At 62.0% G+C, this 17165-nt stretch carries 19 protein-coding genes; 13 read left to right on the top strand and 6 right to left on the bottom strand.

Annotated features, from left to right (window positions below):
- Positions 1–39: 39 nt before the first annotated feature.
- The gene (gene aroQ, locus ACMGF5_RS18180) at positions 40–489 is read left to right on the top strand and encodes a type II 3-dehydroquinate dehydratase (RefSeq protein WP_046787217.1); all 450 of its coding nucleotides are present in this window, start codon (positions 40–42) and stop codon (positions 487–489) included.
- A complete protein-coding gene (locus tag ACMGF5_RS18175; protein ID WP_115275280.1) occupies positions 486–1334 on the top strand; it encodes a shikimate dehydrogenase in 849 nt (282 codons plus the stop codon). The genes aroQ and ACMGF5_RS18175 overlap by 4 nt, the downstream gene beginning before the upstream one ends.
- A 51-nt stretch (positions 1335–1385) precedes the next feature.
- Here the strand turns inward: ACMGF5_RS18175 and ACMGF5_RS18170 are convergent, their stop codons facing one another.
- Both ACMGF5_RS18170 and ACMGF5_RS18165 read right to left on the bottom strand, forming a co-directional pair.
- Entirely contained in the window at positions 1386–1922 is a 537-nt protein-coding gene (locus tag ACMGF5_RS18170) for a thioredoxin family protein (protein ID WP_046787219.1), read from the bottom strand.
- Positions 1912–2187: a DUF2790 domain-containing protein gene (locus ACMGF5_RS18165; protein ID WP_115275282.1), complete on the bottom strand. Its 276-nt coding sequence runs from the start codon at positions 2185–2187 to the stop codon at positions 1912–1914. The genes ACMGF5_RS18170 and ACMGF5_RS18165 overlap by 11 nt, the downstream gene beginning before the upstream one ends.
- Positions 2188–2404: 217 nt before the next feature.
- On the opposite strand from ACMGF5_RS18165, the gene ACMGF5_RS18160 reads away from it, so the two are divergent.
- The 4 genes from ACMGF5_RS18160 (at position 2405) to ACMGF5_RS18145 (ending at position 5737) form a co-directional block, all read left to right on the top strand.
- Positions 2405–3145, top strand: a complete 741-nt coding sequence (locus ACMGF5_RS18160) for a response regulator (protein WP_039603377.1) — start codon at positions 2405–2407, stop codon at positions 3143–3145.
- Entirely contained in the window at positions 3142–4428 is a 1287-nt protein-coding gene (locus ACMGF5_RS18155) for a sensor histidine kinase (RefSeq protein WP_046787221.1), read from the top strand. Before ACMGF5_RS18160 ends, ACMGF5_RS18155 begins: the two co-directional genes overlap by 4 nt.
- Positions 4429–4597: 169 nt before the next feature.
- Entirely contained in the window at positions 4598–5218 is a 621-nt protein-coding gene (locus tag ACMGF5_RS18150) for a ferric reductase-like transmembrane domain-containing protein (RefSeq protein ID WP_251962221.1), read from the top strand.
- A 15-nt stretch (positions 5219–5233) separates the two neighbouring features.
- Positions 5234–5737 (top strand): DoxX family protein, encoded by a 504-nt coding sequence (locus ACMGF5_RS18145; RefSeq protein ID WP_174141655.1) that lies wholly within the window; start codon positions 5234–5236, stop codon positions 5735–5737.
- A gap of 73 nt (positions 5738–5810) precedes the next feature.
- On the opposite strand, the gene ACMGF5_RS18140 is transcribed toward ACMGF5_RS18145, so the two are convergent.
- From ACMGF5_RS18140 to ACMGF5_RS18130, 3 genes are all read right to left on the bottom strand, one after another.
- On the bottom strand, positions 5811–6362 hold the full coding sequence (locus ACMGF5_RS18140) for a DUF4174 domain-containing protein (protein WP_115275285.1): 552 nt from the start codon (positions 6360–6362) through the stop codon (positions 5811–5813).
- Positions 6363–6608: 246 nt separating this feature from the next.
- Positions 6609–8969: a DNA polymerase II gene (locus ACMGF5_RS18135; protein ID WP_414157027.1), complete on the bottom strand. Its 2361-nt coding sequence runs from the start codon at positions 8967–8969 to the stop codon at positions 6609–6611.
- 73 nt (positions 8970–9042) lie between these two features.
- A complete protein-coding gene (locus tag ACMGF5_RS18130) occupies positions 9043–9963 on the bottom strand; it encodes a LysR substrate-binding domain-containing protein (RefSeq protein WP_046787225.1) in 921 nt (306 codons plus the stop codon).
- A 159-nt stretch (positions 9964–10122) separates the two neighbouring features.
- On the opposite strand from ACMGF5_RS18130, the gene ACMGF5_RS18125 reads away from it, so the two are divergent.
- From ACMGF5_RS18125 to ACMGF5_RS18095, 7 genes are all read left to right on the top strand, one after another.
- A complete protein-coding gene (locus tag ACMGF5_RS18125) occupies positions 10123–10905 on the top strand; it encodes a YqcI/YcgG family protein (RefSeq protein ID WP_115275287.1) in 783 nt (260 codons plus the stop codon).
- A gap of 2 nt (positions 10906–10907) precedes the next feature.
- Positions 10908–11534, top strand: coding sequence for a LysE family translocator (locus tag ACMGF5_RS18120; protein ID WP_039604614.1), 627 nt, complete (start codon positions 10908–10910; stop codon positions 11532–11534).
- A 42-nt stretch (positions 11535–11576) separates the two neighbouring features.
- On the top strand, positions 11577–12671 hold the full coding sequence (locus ACMGF5_RS18115; RefSeq protein ID WP_115275288.1) for a hypothetical protein: 1095 nt from the start codon (positions 11577–11579) through the stop codon (positions 12669–12671).
- Between the two features lie 198 nt (positions 12672–12869).
- Positions 12870–13523, top strand: a complete 654-nt coding sequence (locus ACMGF5_RS18110) for a sel1 repeat family protein (protein ID WP_217433349.1) — start codon at positions 12870–12872, stop codon at positions 13521–13523.
- 96 nt (positions 13524–13619) lie between these two features.
- Positions 13620–14321 carry an AzlC family ABC transporter permease gene (locus ACMGF5_RS18105; RefSeq protein WP_046787357.1) on the top strand — a complete coding sequence of 234 codons (702 nt, stop codon included), beginning with the start codon at positions 13620–13622 and terminating at the stop codon, positions 14319–14321.
- Positions 14318–14632 carry an AzlD domain-containing protein gene (locus tag ACMGF5_RS18100; protein ID WP_012313792.1) on the top strand — a complete coding sequence of 105 codons (315 nt, stop codon included), beginning with the start codon at positions 14318–14320 and terminating at the stop codon, positions 14630–14632. Before ACMGF5_RS18105 ends, ACMGF5_RS18100 begins: the two co-directional genes overlap by 4 nt.
- Entirely contained in the window at positions 14629–15531 is a 903-nt protein-coding gene (locus tag ACMGF5_RS18095; RefSeq protein ID WP_414157026.1) for an AraC family ligand binding domain-containing protein, read from the top strand. Before ACMGF5_RS18100 ends, ACMGF5_RS18095 begins: the two co-directional genes overlap by 4 nt.
- A gap of 133 nt (positions 15532–15664) precedes the next feature.
- On the opposite strand, the gene ACMGF5_RS18090 is transcribed toward ACMGF5_RS18095, so the two are convergent.
- Positions 15665–16879 carry an MFS transporter gene (locus tag ACMGF5_RS18090; RefSeq protein WP_414157025.1) on the bottom strand — a complete coding sequence of 405 codons (1215 nt, stop codon included), beginning with the start codon at positions 16877–16879 and terminating at the stop codon, positions 15665–15667.
- Between the last annotated feature and the right edge of the window lie 286 nt (positions 16880–17165).

The raw sequence follows: 17165 nt of genomic DNA, 5'->3' as shown, positions 1-17165 counted from the left end.
AACATACGGGCATTCAACAACAACAAAGTGATGCCCGCCATGAAGCCCCTTATCCTCGTGCTCAACGGCCCCAACTTGAACATGCTGGGTACCCGCGAGCCTGCCCAGTACGGCCGTGAAACCCTTGCTGACCTGGCTCAGAGCTGCGCAGACACCGCGCAGGCCCACGGCCTGGATATCGAATTTCGCCAGACCAACCACGAAGGCGACCTGATCGACTGGATCCACGCTGCCCGTGGTCGCTGCGCCGGTATCGTGATCAACCCCGGTGCCTGGACCCACACCTCGGTGGCCATCCGCGACGCGCTGGTCGCCAGCGAGGTGCCAGTGATCGAAGTGCACCTCTCCAACGTGCACAAGCGCGAGCCGTTCCGCCACCTGTCGTTCGTCTCGTCGATCGCGGTTGGTGTGATCTGCGGCCTGGGCAGCCACGGCTACCGCATGGCTCTGGCGCACTTCGCCGAAATGCTCCAGGAGCAGGCAGCATGACTCAGCCGGCCATCCTTGCCGGCCTGATCGGCCGTGGTATTCAACTGTCGCGCACCCCTGCCCTGCATGAACATGAAGGCGATGCGCAGGACTTACGCTACCTCTACCGCCTGATAGACGCCGACCAGTTGCAACTGGAAGACAGCGCCTTGGCGCAATTGCTCGAAGCGGCCCAGCACACAGGCTTCACCGGGCTCAATATCACCTACCCGTTCAAGCAGGCGATCCTGCCGCTGCTCGACGAGCTGTCCGATGAGGCCAGGGGTATCGGTGCGGTCAACACCGTGGTCCTCAAGGACGGCAAGCGTGTAGGCCATAACACCGACTGCCTGGGCTTCGCCGAGGGCTTGCGCCGCGGCCTGCCCGACGTCGCGCGCCGGCAGGTGGTGCAGATGGGTGCCGGCGGTGCTGGCTCGGCAGTGGCCCATGCATTACTGGGCGAAGGGGTCGAGCGGCTGGTGCTGTTCGAAGTCGATGCAGCGCGTGCCCAGGCGCTGGTCGACAACCTCAACGGCCATTTCGGCGCAGGCAGAGCCATTGTGGGCACGGACCTGGCGGCTGAGATTGCCGAAGCGGACGGGCTGGTCAACACCACGCCGGTCGGCATGGCCAAACTGCCGGGCACACCGCTGCCGGTCGAGCTGCTGCATGCCCGGCTGTGGGTGGCGGAGATCATCTATTTCCCGCTGGAAACCGAGCTGCTGCGCGCGGCACGGGCACTGGGCTGCCGGACCCTGGATGGCAGCAACATGGCTGTGTTCCAGGCGGTGAAAGCGTTCGAACTGTTCAGTGGCCGCCAGGCCAATGCCGAGCGCATGCAGGCGCATTTCGCCAGCTTCGGTTGAGCCCGTGCCGTTCCTTTCGCGGGTTTACTCGCGAAAGGAACGGTAAACACCTCAGCCTTTTTCATCCAGCAACGCCTTTATCACCTTCTCCTGCCCGTCGTAGTCACCTTCACCAAAGTGCGCATGCCGCACTTGGCCCTGGCGATCGACAAAGTAGTGCGCTGGCCAGAACTGATTACCCCAGGTATTCCAAACCCGATAATCGTTGTCCACCGCCACCGGGTAAGCGATCCCCAGGCTGGCCACCTTGCGTTTCAACTGGCTGACATCATGCTCGTAGTCGTACTCCGGCGTGTGCACGCCCACCACCACCAGCCCCTGATCGGCGTACCGCCGGGCCCAGTCGTTGACGTGCGGCAGGCTGCGCTGGCAGTTGATGCAGTCCCACGTCCAGAAGTCCACCAGCACTACCTTGCCCTTTAGCCCCTTGGTATCCAGCGCTGGCGAGTTGATCCACTCACTGGCCCCGGACAGCGATGGCATCGCGCCATAACTGTCGCGGGCTGCCAGGTGGCCGGCAAGGCCCAGGCCCAAGAGCGCCAAGGCGACGCCGCCCACTTTCAACAACAAGCGGCGCTCAGTTGTCATGGCAACCGCTCGTGGCATAGGTGCGGTACTGCACACTCTGGCGCTGGCCTTGGGAGTTGATGTAATCCATGCGGGTGTTGACCAGGCCACAGGCATCGCTTTGATCATCCTTCACCGACAGCACTTTCTGTATATCCAGCCGGTCGCCGTAGCGGTATTGCATGACGCTGGCATCCTCCATCGGCTGCGTGGATGCCTGGGCAGCCAGGGTGCCGAGGCTGAGCACGGCGAACAGGCTGGCGCTGGCGAGGGTTTTCATGTTCATGGCATCTCTCCTGTGGATCTTCTGAGGGTGGGGAGTTGTGTTCCCCGGTGAGAGCCATTTCACGCTCGCCAGGTATCGGGCATGTGTCGCCTGACCCTGCGCCCTGCCTCCTGCTGTATCTGATGCGCCACCAGATACACTGCAATACAAACCTCTGCAGGCAAGCTCATACCTGCTCGGTACACTGCGCCCATTCCCCTTGCACAGGACCCCACCGATGGAACATGTCGATCACATCCTGATCGTCGACGACGACCGCGAAATCCGCGAACTGGTCGGCAATTACCTGAAGAAGAACGGCCTGCGCACCAGCATCGTCGCCGACGGCCGGCAGATGCGCGCCTTCCTCGAAGCCAACAGCGTCGACCTGATCGTCCTCGACATCATGATGCCGGGCGATGACGGCCTGCTGCTGTGCCGCGAACTGCGCGCCGGCAAGCACCGCAATACGCCTGTGCTGATGCTGACCGCACGCAACGACGAGACCGACCGCATCATCGGCCTGGAGATGGGCGCCGATGACTACCTGACCAAGCCATTCTCAGCCCGTGAACTGCTGGCCCGCATCAATGCCGTGCTGCGCCGCACACGCATGCTGCCGCCCAACCTGACCATCAGCGAAAGCGGCCGCCTGATCCGTTTCGGCCAGTGGCGTCTGGATACCACCGCGCGCCACCTGCTCGACAGCGAAGGCACGCTGGTGGCCCTCAGTGGCGCCGAATACCGCCTGTTGCGCGTGTTCCTCGACCACCCACAACGGGTGCTCAGCCGCGAACAGTTGCTCAACCTGACCCAGGGCCGCGAGGCCGATATCTTCGATCGTTCCATTGACCTGCTGGTCAGCCGCCTGCGCCAGCGCCTGGGCGACGACGCGCGCGAGCCCAGCTGCATCAAGACGGTGCGCAGCGAAGGTTATGTGTTCTCGCTGCCAGTGCAACTGCTCGAGTCGCCATCATGAAGTGGCCGCGCACCCTCGCCTCGCGCCTGGCACTGATCTTCATCACCGGGCTGGTGCTGGCCTACGGGCTGTCGTTCAGCCTGCAGGCCTATGAGCGCTATATCAGCAGCCGCTCGATGATGCTCAGCAATCTGGAACAGGACGTCGCCACTTCGGTGGCCATCCTCGACCGCCTGCCCGCCGCTGAACGCCCGGCCTGGCTGCCCCGCCTGGAGCGGCGCACCTACCGCTATCGGCTGGACGCTGGCGTAACGGGTGCGGCGATGCCAAGCGACGACCCGCCCATGGCCGCCGACTCGATCGTCAAGGCCATCGGTAGCCAGTATCGCCTGACCTTCCAGGAGATACCTGGCCCGAACGCACACTTCCAGGCCCACCTGCGTCTGGCTGACGGCGCCCCGCTGACCATCGATGTCACCCCGGCCCCCGTGCCGATCGCCACTTGGCTGCCGCTGGTGCTGCTCATTCAGCTTGCCGTGCTGCTGTTCTGTACCTGGCTGGCCGTGCGCCTGGCCATCGGCCCGCTGACACGCCTGGTCAAGGCGCTTGACGACCTCGACCCGGACAAGCCCGGCATGTTGCTGGACGAAAGCGGCCCGCGCGAAGTGAAATTCGCCGCCGTCGCCTTCAACGCCTTGCAGGCGCGCATCGCTGCCTACCTCAAGGAACGCATGCAGTTGCTGGCAGCGATTTCCCATGACCTGCAAACCCCGATCACGCGTATGAAACTCCGGGTCGAGGTAATGGACGAGGGAGTCGAGAAGGACAAGTTGTGGCATGACCTGGATGCCATGGAGCACTTGGTCCGCGAAGGCGTAGCCTATGCCCGCAGCATGGATATCAACACCGAGCCGCCCTGCCGCATCAACCTCGACGCGTTCCTCGACAGCGTGGTGTTCGATTACCAGGACAGCGGCGCGCAGGTCGAGCGCCACGGCAGTACCGGCAGTTTGCTGGAAACGCGCCCGCATGCGCTGCGCAGGGTGTTGGTCAACCTGCTGGACAATGCCCTGAAGTTCGCCGGCAAGGCGCAACTGGAGGTCAGCCGTGAGCAGGGACGTATCGTGATCCGCGTGCTGGACGAAGGCCCTGGCATCCCCCAGCAAGAGCTCGGCGAAGTGCTCAAACCCTTCTATCGGGTGGAAAGCTCGCGCAACCGCAGTACCGGGGGCACCGGCCTGGGCCTGGCAATCGCCCACCAACTGATGCAGGCCATGGGCGGGCAATTGGTCCTCAGCAATCGCCAGGGCGGAGGCCTGTGCGCACAAATCGAGCTGAAGTGAAACGCTGCCGTCCTTGACGCGGTGCTGCGCGCCGCGCCTGCACGGGTGAAATTGGCCTACACCACCTGTCACTACATTCCGATACACAATACAGCCTGCGCCGACACACTGCAGATACGCCGTACCGCCACACTCCCGGTCACACTTTGACACACCGGGAGCCTCTTCGATGAGAGCCATCGCCCTTCCCTCCGGCTGGAAACTGTTCACCGTCCTGGCCGGCCTTACTCTGCTCATGACCGCCGTGGTCCTGGCCAGCCACCCGCTCGGTTCCGATGGCCTGCGCAGCGCTATCCGCGCTACCGCACGCAGTTCCTTCGCCCTGTTCCTGATGACGTTCCTGGCCTCGACGCTGGTGGCCTTGCTGCCCGGCCCAAGCAGCCGTCGCGTTTTGCGCGAGCGGCGCTTCCTGGGGCTGGCTTTTGCCTTTTCGCACACCGTGCACGGCCTGCTGATCTACCGCTACGCCCAGCACTTTCCCGAGTTGTTCTGGGCCGGCCGCACCGCTACCTCCAGCCTGCCAGGCAGCATCGGCTACCTGTTCCTGCTGTTGCTGGCCCTTACCTCCTTCAAGCCGAGCATGCGCCTGCTCGGCGGCCGTGCCTGGAAAGCCTTGCACAGCACCGGCATGTGGGTGTTGGCCGGCGTGTTCTGCCTGTCGTTCTACAACCGCATTCCCATGGGTGGCTGGTATCCGCTGGCCTTTGCCCTGATGTTCACCGCCATCGCCCTCAAGCTCACCGCCAAGCTGGCGCTGTACAAGCGTCGTAACGCCACGGCCCTTTCCTGAAGAAGAGAACAGACCATGACCACGCTGACTCGCACCCTGACTCCCCTCGACCGTCTCGCAGATTGGGGCGCTGATTTGCCATTGCGGATGTTTCTGGCCTGGGAGTTCTTCGAATCCGGCCTGGAGAAATTCAACGGCAGCAACTGGTTCGGCGATATACAGGGGAGCTTCCCACTGCCCTTCAGCCTGCTGCCAGCGGAGTTGAACTGGCAACTGTCGATGTGGGCTGAACTGGTCCTGCCGCTGCTACTGCTACTGGGCCTTGGCACACGGCTGGCGGCGGCGGGGCTGGCGGTGGTAACCGTCGTAGCGATCGCAGCGGTGCACTGGCCTGCGCACTGGTCGGACCTGGCAGAATTGGCGAAGGGTTACGCCATCACCGATCTAGGGTTCGGCAACTACAAGCTGCCCCTGATCTACCTGGTTGCACTGCTGCCATTGCTGCTCAAAGGTGCCGGGAAGCTAAGCATTGATCACTGGATCAAACGGCACATCACGGTCCAGGCCCGAACAGCATGAAATGCAAAGGGCCCGGAGCGTACAGCCCACGAGCCCTTTGCTGTCCTACCAGGGGTGATACGCGTAGCTGACGTCAGTCTTCCAGTGGCTTGGGCGGCGCTGCCGGCTTGGCCGGTTTGGCGGGCTTGCTGTCCTTGGCCTTGGGCTCTGCTGCCGCAGCGACAGGCTCCGGTGCAGTCACGGCCTTTTCGCTGGCCGGCAGCTCATCGACGGCTTTGATGATGGCCTGCGGGTCGATCTTTTCACCTGTTTCGTCATCCTTGAGCATGTGCCGCTCACCGTCTTTACCCACCAGGATGACCTTGGTGCCCTTGCTGGCGCCGAGCTTGAGCTCACGTATCAGCGCCATGGTGGTCTGCTGCTCGAGGTTCTTGTCCTCCCGCTTGCCCATCATGTTGGCGACGCTGTAGATCACCAGGCCACGCTCCTTGAACGCAGCCTGGGTGGCAGGGTCTTTCAAGGCATCGTTCAACCCCCGCAAGGTCGGGTCGGCGGAACTGGGGGCAATGATCACCAATGGTCGTGCCTTGCCCAGTTCCTTGGCCAGCGGAGCGTCGCTGTCGGCGGCGAACAGAGGGCCAGTGACGGCGAGCAGGGTGGCGAGGGTCAGTGACCGGACGAGCATACGCATCTCCTTATTGTCTCGATAAAACAGTGACTACAGATCACGGAGAAAAATCCGACCCGGAGCCTAAACCACTTCGAACATCAGAGGGCCAGGGAAAAGTAACTGGCGGTTTCCAATGGTGACCGATACCAGGATGGCAGCCTTTTCGGAAACGGCCGATACCCAAACTCAGCATAGCCCAAAGCCACTAACGGCAACCTGCGCTCCTTCTCGCTCGCCTGAAGGGGGCGCTTGAGCCGGCACTCAGAACAGCAACAGCTGACGGTCGGTCAACGCCGCAAAGTCATCACCGACAAAGGGCAGGATGGCATCGGCCACAGGCTGTAACTGGCGGCTGAGGTAGTGGTCGTAGTCGATCGGCGACTGCAGGTTTTCCATGGGTTCAGGGCCGGCTGTGGTGATCACGTAACTGATCCAGCCGCCATTCTGATATTGCCGGGCACGCCCCAGGCGGCTGTTGTACTCATCGGCCAGGCGTGCTGCGCGTACATGTGGCGGGACATTGCGCAGGTAGTCGGCCAACGGGCGGCGCAGGCGTTTGCGGTAGATCAGCAGCTCATCCAGCTCACCGGCCAGGGTCTGCTGGACGAACCCGCGTACATAGTCACGGTACGGCTCGCCACGGAAGATTCGCCCATATAACGCCTGCTGGAACTGCCTGGCCAAGGGCGACCAATCGGTGCGCACCGACTCCAGGCCTTTGTACACAATGTCCTCGCTGCCGTCGGCGCGCTGAACCAGGCCGGCGTACCGCTTCTTGCTGCCCTCGTCGGCGCCGCGGATGGTCGGCATCAGAAACCGCCGATAATGGGTCTCGAACTGCAACTCCAGCGCGCTTTCCAGGCCCCAGGTTTCACGCAGGTGCTGCTGCCACCACAGGTTGACCTCGGCCACCAGCGCGTGGCCGGTGCGCGCCGCCGCCTCTTCACCCTGTGCACCCTTGAGCCAGACGAAGGTGGAATCGGTGTCGCCGTAGATAACGTCGTAACCTCGTGCCTCGATCAGCGCGCGGGTCTGGCGCATGATCTGGTGCCCGCGCATCGTGATCGAAGACGCCAGGCGCGGGTCGAAGAAGCGGCAACCGCTTGAGCCGAGCACCCCGTAAAACGCATTCATGATGATCTTGAGTGCCTGCGATAGCGGCGCGTTGCCTTCACGCTTGGCCTCCTCCCTGCCCTGCCAGACCCGTTCGACGATCGCGGGCAGGCAATGCCGGCTGCGCGAGAAACGCCCGCCGCGAAAGCCTTCGACGGAGTGCGTGTCATCCGGCTGGCGCAGGCCTTCAACCAGGCCTACCGGGTCGATCAGGAAAGTACGGATGATCGAGGGGTACAGGCTTTTGTAGTCGAGCACCAGCACCGAGTCATAGAGCCCCGGGCGCGAGTCCATGACAAAACCACCCGGGCTGGCTTCATCCGGGCGACTGCCCAGATTGGGCGCGACGAAGCCCAGCCGATGCATCTGCGGGATATACAGGTGACAGAACGCTGCCACCGAGCCACCGCTGCGGTCTACCGCCAGCCCGGTCACCGATGAGCGCTCCAGCAGAAACTCCAGCAGCCGGGTATGCGCAAAAATACGCGTCACCAGCTCGCAGTCCTTGAGGTTGTAACGCGCCAACGACGGCTTGTCCTCGGCGAACATGCGGTTGATCTCGTCCATGCGCTGGTAAGGCGTGTCGATCGCCTTGCCTTCCCCCAGCAAGGTCTGAGCGACGTTTTCCAGGCTGAACGAAGGGAAGCTCCAAGTGGCAGAGCGCAGCGCTTCGATGCCGTCGATCAACAAGCGGCCGGGCGCATCGGCGAACACATGGCTACGGTTGGCGTGGGCGCGCACAGTCATGGGCGCACCGTTACGCCCCAGGTTCAACGGCACCTGAAGCAGCTTGGCGTGCTCATGCAACAGGCGCAGGTCAAATTGCACCAGGTTCCAGCCGATGATCGCATCCGGATCATGCCTGGCCATCCACTGGTTCAGGCAGTCGAGCAGTGCCGCCCGGTCGTCGCAGTAGTGCAGGTCGAAATCCACGGCGTCGGGCTGGCCATTGGCGGGCCCTAGCATGAACACCTGCCGCTGGCCGCAGCCTTCCAGCGCAATGCTGTACAACTCGCCGCGCTCGCTGGTCTCGATGTCCAGCGATACCAGGCGCAGCGGCGGGCGGTAGTGCGCCAAGGGTTTGAGCTGAGCCTCGCAGATGACACCCTGGGCATCAGGCTGGCCGGTAAACTGCACGGCGGCGGTGATGAAGCGCTCCATCAGGTAGCGTTCGGGGGGGCGGATATCAGCTTCGAACACCTCGACGCCGGCACCGCGCAAGCGCTGTTCCAGTTGCATGAGTTGCCGGTGCTGACGGCAATACACGCCCAGCACCGGACGATGTTGGAAATCCTGCAGGCGCAGGGGCCTGATTTCGACACCGGCCTCGCCCGCCAGCAACAGCCGCGCATGCTCGACCTGCGCCTGCAGGATGAACGCCACCGACTCCTGCGGGGCCAGGCGCAACAGCCGCGGCCCCTGGTCGGTGGCCAGCCAGAACTCCACGCAGGTGCCTTGGGGCGTGTCATGCCAATGCCGGGTCAGGACAAAGCCCTGCTGCAACTCCACTGCGTTGTCCTCGGTGCGACGGATAGGTCGGATGCGACGATTCTACCCTTGCGCGGGGGGCCTGTGCGGGCAATCAGCCATACAGGTAGTTGATGTCCTTGTAGGCCAATGGCGGCACCTGCCCCAGCAGAAAATCGCGCAGCTTGTGCATCTGCCGCGCCTTGGGGCTGGACTTGAGCCAGGTCATGTAATACCCGTCTCCGGTCGCCACTGCATGCTTGAACGGGGTGACCAGGCGCCCTGCGGTCAGGTCGGCACTGGCCAGCACCAGGTCGACCACGGAAATCCCCAAGCCCTGCTGGGCCGCAGAAATGCCCTGATCGAGGGTGTCGAACACCTGGCCCTGATCGATGCTGATGTCCAGGGCATCCATGCGCGCCAGCCAGCGCCGCCAGTCGCGCCGATCCGACGAAGGATGCAGCAGTTCACACTGGCGCAGGTCACCCAGTGCCGGCTGCTCATGCGCCATGTAGTCCGGGTGGCACACCGGAATCAGCCATTCGTCGAACAGCTTGAAACTCTCGATGTCGGCGGCAAACCGGCCGTTGGACAAGAGGAAGGCGCAATCGTAGGGCTCGGAGTAAAAGTCCACCGTGTCGATGTCCATCCAGACGCTCGACAATTGCACGCTGCAGCTGTCATCGACTTTCTTGAAGGCATCCAGCGCCCGCAACAACCAGCGAACTGTCAGCGTCGAGGGCGCCTTCAAGCGCAGGCCGTAGCGGTCCTGGCGCAGCAGTGCACAGGCGTTTTCGATGATCTTGAAGCCGACCTTGAGCTCCTGGGCCAGCAGGCGCCCATGTTCGGTGAGGCTCAACTTGGGCCCCCGTCGCTCGAAAAGGTCGCAGCCGAACAGGCCCTCGAGGGTCTTGATGTGGTGGCTGACGGCGCCTTGGGTCAGTGCCAGCTCTTCGGCCGCGCGGGTGAACGACCCGTAACGTGAGGCGACCTCGAAGGCACGCAGAGCGTGCAACGCCTGGATCCGTTCCGACATGACTCCCCCGAAGCATGAGTGAGACTAATAGTAGGTCATAGTACCACGCGTTTTACAACGTAAGGTACGCCTCAGAAAATGCAGGTAAACAACCAAGATAAGCCAATAACCTGCCTGCATGTGTCTTGAACTTTCTGCTAATTCACGCCTGGGGAAATCATGTTTACGGGTTATGGAAACTGCTATCGCCTGGATGCGCTAGAGCTGGCCGCTGAACATGTCCGGAACACGCATCACTGGACGCACAAAACCATACAGCACTTTCGCAACATCCTCGCAAACCCTGACTTTCCGTGCCTGTTCGGGCGCAAGGCGGTGGCCGGTGAATCCTGCCACATCCTTTTCGCCCGCGCCGAACAGCTCGCCGATGACATCGCACAAGGCTTGGCCGAATACGTGCGCACCATAGCAACGGTGCCGGTCAAGCAACGCATTGGCAGCCCACTGGTGGTGTTCCTCGAAACGGCCGCCGACAGCAGCCTGGCCGAACAGCAGGCGCTGGCCTGGAAGGTGCTGCGCGGCGTCCATGCCCGTGACCCGCACCCGTGGCCGCAAGCGATCCCGGCCGACCCACACGACAGTGGCTGGTCGTTCTGCTACGCCGGCATGGCACTGTTCATCAACATGAACTTTCCCGGCCACCATCAAATGAAAAGTCGCAACCTGGGCAATCACATCACCTTCGTCATCAACCCGCGGGAAAACTTCGACGAAGTGGCCAATGCCGGCACCGAGAGCGGCAAGCGCATTCGTGCACGCATCCGCGAACGCGTGCAGCACTACAACGACGGCGTGATGCCCGACAGCCTGGGCTTCTTCGGCCAGGCCGACAACTTCGAATGGAAGCAATACCAACTGCAGGAAGCAGGCTCGCTCAACCCGTCGCGCTGCCCCTTTCATGCCCACGTCCACGCAACAACCGACACCCAGATCGAGAACTGACCGTGAATACCGCACTGACCGCTACCTACGCCCTGACCGTACTGCTGCTGATCGCCACACCAGGCCCGGTGGTGGCATTGATCGTCAACACCGCCGCAGCCTCTGGCTCGCGCAAGGCCATGTTCACCGCCGTGGGCACCAACTGGGCTTCCCTGGTACTGATCGGCGCCGCGGCCTGGGTCATCCTCACCAGTGCAGCCATCGACAAGGCCTGGCTCAGCGGCATGAGCCTGCTCGGCTGCCTGTTCATCGGCTACATCGCCGTAGGCACCCTGCGCGAATGCCTGCAGGCGCCTGCCTGCGAGACGCTGGCGCAAACGCCCAAAGCCGGGCGTGGCGGTTTGTGGCAAGGCTTCATGGTCGGTATTTCCAACCCCAAGGACATCATCTTCTTCATCGCCTTCTTCCCACAGTTCATCCAGATCACCGAATCGTTCGGCAAAAGCATGATGGTGCTGTCCCTGCTGTGGGTAGCCATCGACTTCGCCGTGCTCAGCCTTTACATCTTTGCCATCGGCAAGATCGCCTCGCAGCGTAGCAACCGGATGATTTCGCTGGCCTCGGGGGTTGCCCTGTTGCTGATCGCCGTCGGCGGCCTGGCCTACAACATCAAAGAGCTGGCGGGCTGACGCCTCGGTGCGAGACGCCACGCCGGACAACAAGGAGCGCCCATGAGCCCGTCCAATACCGCAACATTCGGCCCGGGCCTCCCTGCGCCACTGTCGCTCGACTACCAGCGCTTCCTGCAACTGGGCAGCCGCCGTGCCCCGCACACCCTGCACGTGCACGAAAGCGGCTACCGTTCCGGCACCATCAACACCGATGCGCTCGGTTTGCGCTACAGCCATTGCGCCGGCAAGCGATTCTCGGCCGCCGAGTATGGCAGCACCGGCCGTGTCAACTTGCTCGTCGGCGGTTCGACCGCATTGGGCATCGGTGCCAGTTCCGATGAGAATACGGTGGCATCACAGCTGTCGATGCTCACCGGGGAAGTGTGGTTGAGCCTGGCTGGCTGTGGGCTCAATGCCAGCCAGGAACTGCTGCTGTTTCTCACCCATCAGCACCGTTTTGGCGAAGTCGGCCACGTGGTGGTGCTCAGCGGGATCAATACCTTGGCCCACGAGGGCCTGGGTGAGGTGCTGGGCGGCCCACACGCTGCACTGCACGCCAAGGCCTATCAGCAATACCTCAACAGTTTCAACGAAGGCATGCTGCCTACCGGCCCGGCACGCCGGGACTCACTGTGGCAACGCCTCGGCCAGGCCTTGGCCCCGCGCCGGCCCACGCCGGTTCCCGCCTGGCCCTTGTCCGCCCCGCAGAAGCGCCTGGCGCATGCTGCCGACAGCATTGGCCGCACCTTGCGCCAGTGGGAACGCATGCTTGCCGACAGCCACGCCACCCTTACCTTCATTCTTCAACCGCTGCTGCCATGGTGCCGTGAAACGCTGCCTGCCGGAGAGCGAGCCATGCTGTCGGCATTGGAACAGCAACCGACCAACTTCGACCGACTGCTTGAAGGCGCCTTCGACAGTCAACTGCACATGGCCTTCTTCAGGCGCATCAAGAGCCAGGCAGATCCGGTGCCGTGTTACGACATGAACAGCATGCTCAGCAGCTCCCCTGTATTCGGGGCCGAGCTGTTCATTGATCGCTTGCACCTGAACGATTTGGGCAACAATGCGCTGGCCAAGGTGATCACCGCCAAACTGGGCCTGGCCCAGGAAAAACATGCTCAACGCAAGGTCACACCGATCAAGCTCGTCTGACAAATGTGCGTTGCCCTTTCGGTCGGGGCTTCCGGTTGGCTAGAATAGGCCGTCGTTCCGATACGCCAGAGGCGAACGTGTACTTGTCATGAACACCCGAGCCGTCTACCAGTACCTTTCCACTTATCCGGGCTGTGGTGCCAGTGAGGCCTGCCTGTGAGTGGTTTCGCCCGCGTGCCCGCACTACTCATCTCGCTGATGCCGTTTGCCGCACAAGCGCTCGACGTGCGTATCGACCCGCATGCCGACCTGCTTTATCGCCAAGCCCTGCCATTGCTGGAGCAGGCCGATAACCAGGACGATAACGCCAACACGCTGCGCACTGCCATTGGCGGCGATCCGGAACTCAAACGCCAGGGCCAGGCCATGGCCCGTACGCTTCCAACTGCGGTAGCCCTGCTTGAAAAGTCAGTGGAACTCGGCCATCCCGTGGCCCAATACCGCCTGGCGCTGTACTACACGACCTACCTGCCAGCGGCGCAAATCCCTGATGCTGCGTGCCCCTTGCTCGAGGCCAGCCTACAACAGGGCTTTGCCCCACCCGCGACGGCGATCGCCACCTGGTGCCCACCTTATAACGCCAGCCCCCGTTACCGCCAAGCGCTCGAAGCGATCCCGGGCATGGCCACGCTGTATGCGCCCTACTACCCGCAACCGGCCACTCGGCTGGCTTGCAGCCGCAGCCAGCCACAAGGGCTGGAAATGCAGTGGGGGCGTCAACGCGACTATCAGGCCGAGGTGTATCGGTTGCTGGGCGACCTCGATCCGCAGCACCGCCGGGACTTGCTGCAAAAGGCGGTGGAAATCAATGGTTGCGCAGCAGCACAACGGCGGTTGACCAGCCAGCGTTGAACGTTGTTCTGGCAGTGGCAAACCAGCAAGATCGTTCAAGCCACCTGCCCCGCCCTCTGGCATGCTGCGCTGCCGAACAACAGTGTTGCAGCCATCATGCAAAGCAGTCCGCCTATTGCCCGCCAAGCTTTTCTGCACGGCGCCATCGCCATTGTTCCGTTATCGCTGGCCGTTGCCCCTTGGGGCCTGCTTGCAGGCTCGATGGCCATCGAGGCCAACCTCAGTGCCTGGGAGGGTCAGGGCTTGTCGGCGATCGTGTTCGCTGGCGCCGCGCAACTGGTAGCCATCGGCATGCTCAAGGGCGGCGCCAACCTGCTGTCGATTTTGCTGACCACACTGCTGCTCACCTCGCAGCATCTGCTTTACGGCTTGTCGATGCGCCCGGTGCTGTCGAACCAGCCGCTGCGCTGGCGCCTGGGCCTGGGTTTCCTGTTGACCGATGAGTTCTTCGCGTTGACCAGCCACTATGACCAACAGCAATTCAACCGCTGGTACGCGCTAGGTGTCGGCCTGACCTTCTACGTGGCCTGGAACCTGTTCACCCTGGCCGGGATCGTGCTGGGCCAGAACATCCCGCACCTGGACCAGTTGGGCCTGGATTTTTCCATTGTCGCCACCTTTGTCGCCCTGATCGCCCCACTGGTGCGCAACCTCGCCACGGTAGTGTGCGTGGCGGTGTCGCTGTTCTGTTCAGTGCTTTTCAGCTACTGGCACTGGGAAACCGCGTTGGTGGCCGCTGGCCTGCTGGGCATGGCTGCCGGATTTGTCTGCCAGAAATTTTCCGGAGGCCGCGCATGACCTGGCTACTGATCTTTGCCATGGGCGCCGTAGTGTTCCTCAATCGCTACGCTTTCCTGGAACCGCGCCTACCGCTGCGCCTGAGCTCCAATGCCCGGCAGTTTCTGGGTTTTGCCGTGCCGGGCATGCTCACCGCCATTTGCGGGCCTATCGTCTTCCTGCCCGGCCACCAGTTGGACCTGAGCCCGCTCAACCCCTACCTGCTGGGGGCTGTAGTGGCCATCGTTCTGGTGTTGTTGACCCGCAGTGTATTGCTGAGCATGCTGGTGAGCATGTTTATCTTCTTCCTGCTGCGCAGCTGGCTGACATGAGCACGCCCCTGCGCGAACAAACCCACCTTTGGCAGGCGCCCGCGCTGGGCGATGTCGAGATGCTGCATGCGCGCTACATTCAGCAACGCTTCGCCCCACATGTTCACGAGGGTTACGTGTTCACCGTGATCGAGTCGGGTGCCCAGCGCTTCTGGCACCGCGGCAGCGAGCACCTGGCGCCCGTGGGCAGCATGGTGCTGATCAACCCGGACGAACTGCATACCGGCGCCACAGCCCATGAGGCTGGCTGGCGCTACCGCGGGTTTTATCCGGAGCATGAACGGGTGACCGGCGTGCTCGACGAGCTGGAACTGGGCCGCCACGGCATGCCCTGCTTCAAGGACAGCGTGATCCAGGACCCGGCCCTGGCCATGGCCTTCAGCAAGCTGCATCAGCTGTCCGAAGCCAGCGCCAGTGCCCTGCAGCAACAGACCGCTTGGCGCCAGGCGGTCCTGGCCTTGGTACAACGACACGGGCAATGCGCTGAACCCGCGCCCCCTGGCCACGAACCACTGGCCGTAGCCCGCGCCCGCGAGCTGCTGGAGAGCCAACTGGCAGAACCGCCATCGCTCGAAGCACTGGCGGGCGCGGTTAATCTATCGCCGTTCCATTTCGCCCGGGTGTTCCGCCAGGCCACCGGCCTGCCGCCGCATGCCTGGCTGAAGCAACGGCGCCTGGCCCGTGCCCGGGAAATGCTCAAGAGCGGCGTGACTGCGACCGACGTGGCTTTCAACCTGGGCTTCGCTGACCAGAGCCACTTAAGCCGGCAATTCAAACAGGCCTATGGCGTGACGCCAGGGGCCTATCGACAAGCATGCGTTCACGCGGTCGTGCCTTCCCACCGGCTCACAACGCCAGCTCCAGTTGCAAAGGATCCGGATCTTTTCGTCGAATCCTGACGGCAATACCGGCCACACGCACTGGCCGTCCTTGCCGCTGGCCTAACCGCCCTTCATCAGTTGTTCCTGCCGGGTGCCCCACAGGATCCAAGCGTTATGCGCCAACGCCCCACGCACACTGGCTTGCATTGCATCATCGATTGTCGCTGTCATGCGCACTTTCTTTCAGGTTCCAGCGTACTGGCGCGATACACAGCATGAGCGTCATCCATATGAAGGTCGCTGGCCCCGCAAGCACGAAGACCAGGCTGGCAATCAGCCCCGATACGGCATCACCAATGACGGCAGTGAAGTAATAGAGGGAAAAATTCCTGCCAACTTCATGCTCACTCGACAAGCACTGGATGTTGGTGACGATCGCGATATCGACAAATGCACCAATGAAACCGACCAGGAACAAAATCAGGAGGAACAGCCACTTGTTGAAGTGCAATGCCACTGCCGCAGCAAAAAACAGTGCCCCATACAGCGCCCAGTAACGCAGTACCAAGCGTGCAGTTGTCCATGGGTTGAAGCGTGTGTAGAGCACGCCACCCAATACGGTGCCTGCCGCAAGCAGTGAGAAAACATAGCCAACCGCTGCCTCTGAGGCAAAGTGCTCCAGCACCGAAGCCGGAAGGATGAAGCGAATCACCGACGTGGCAAACATCGCACAGAGGGTGGTACAGCCAATAACAGCAAACAAAGGCGCATTGCTGACCCTGAGCTGACTTACACTGCGCGCCGTATCCCGCACTATGGCGCGCCCATCGAATGCCTGCCGGACGCCCTGCCTGGCAGGCCCCAGGGTAGCGATGGAAATGACCGACAACACCAGGCACGCCGCAGAGAACAAGAAGGTTGCTTCGCGAGACAGCAGTAACACACATGCCGAGAAAACCAGCGGCCCGATAATCGAGGCTGCATCCTCGATCACCTGAATACCGCTGTTCACCGAGGCGAGTTGGTCCTTTCCGACAAGGTCTGGAAAATACGCTCGAAACGTAGGTACATACAGACATTCGAATGCCGTCATGACCATCGCAAGGCCGACCAAGACGGACAATACCGGTGTGAAAAAGCTGAATAAGGTAAAGAAGGCAAGTGCTAGGAGGCCTTTAGTCGCCTCGACAGCAAACAACGTTCGTTTCCTGTTGACATTGTCCGCCAGCCAGCCACCTAAAGGTGAAAACAGCATGCTGGGCAAGTAGCGAAAGAAATAAGCGATGCCAATCAAAAGCAGATCCGCCTCGGTCATTGATACGATGGCCACGGCAAATGCAGCTTCGAAGGCAAATTCACCACACTTGGAAAAACAATAACCGAACGCTAGAGAACGCGTCCCGCGATCAACACTCAGCGCCCGCATATTTCGTGATTCCCTCAGCCAGCAGCATAGGTCAATTCCTACTTGGTAATATTACGCCTAGGCACTTCAGATTATTGAAATTACCCTGCGCAATTTGGGCAAAACCAATCTAAAACTCGTCCAGCATCACGCTCAACCCGAAAGTTGTAACAACACCCCTCCTCCGCGCACACACAACTCAGCACATAGGAACATTCCTACTAGTAGCCATTTTTAACTTCGGCATTCCCACAACTGGCAGACTCCCCCAGTAGAACGCTTCAGCAGATTAATTTCAGATGCCGCA

The organism is Pseudomonas sp. BNK-15 (assembly GCF_047456105.1).
Classification (GTDB): Bacteria; Pseudomonadota; Gammaproteobacteria; order Pseudomonadales; family Pseudomonadaceae; genus Aquipseudomonas; species Aquipseudomonas putida_E.
The sequence above is the reverse complement of the archived record's forward strand: the minus strand, read 5'-3'. Positions and strand labels throughout refer to the sequence as shown.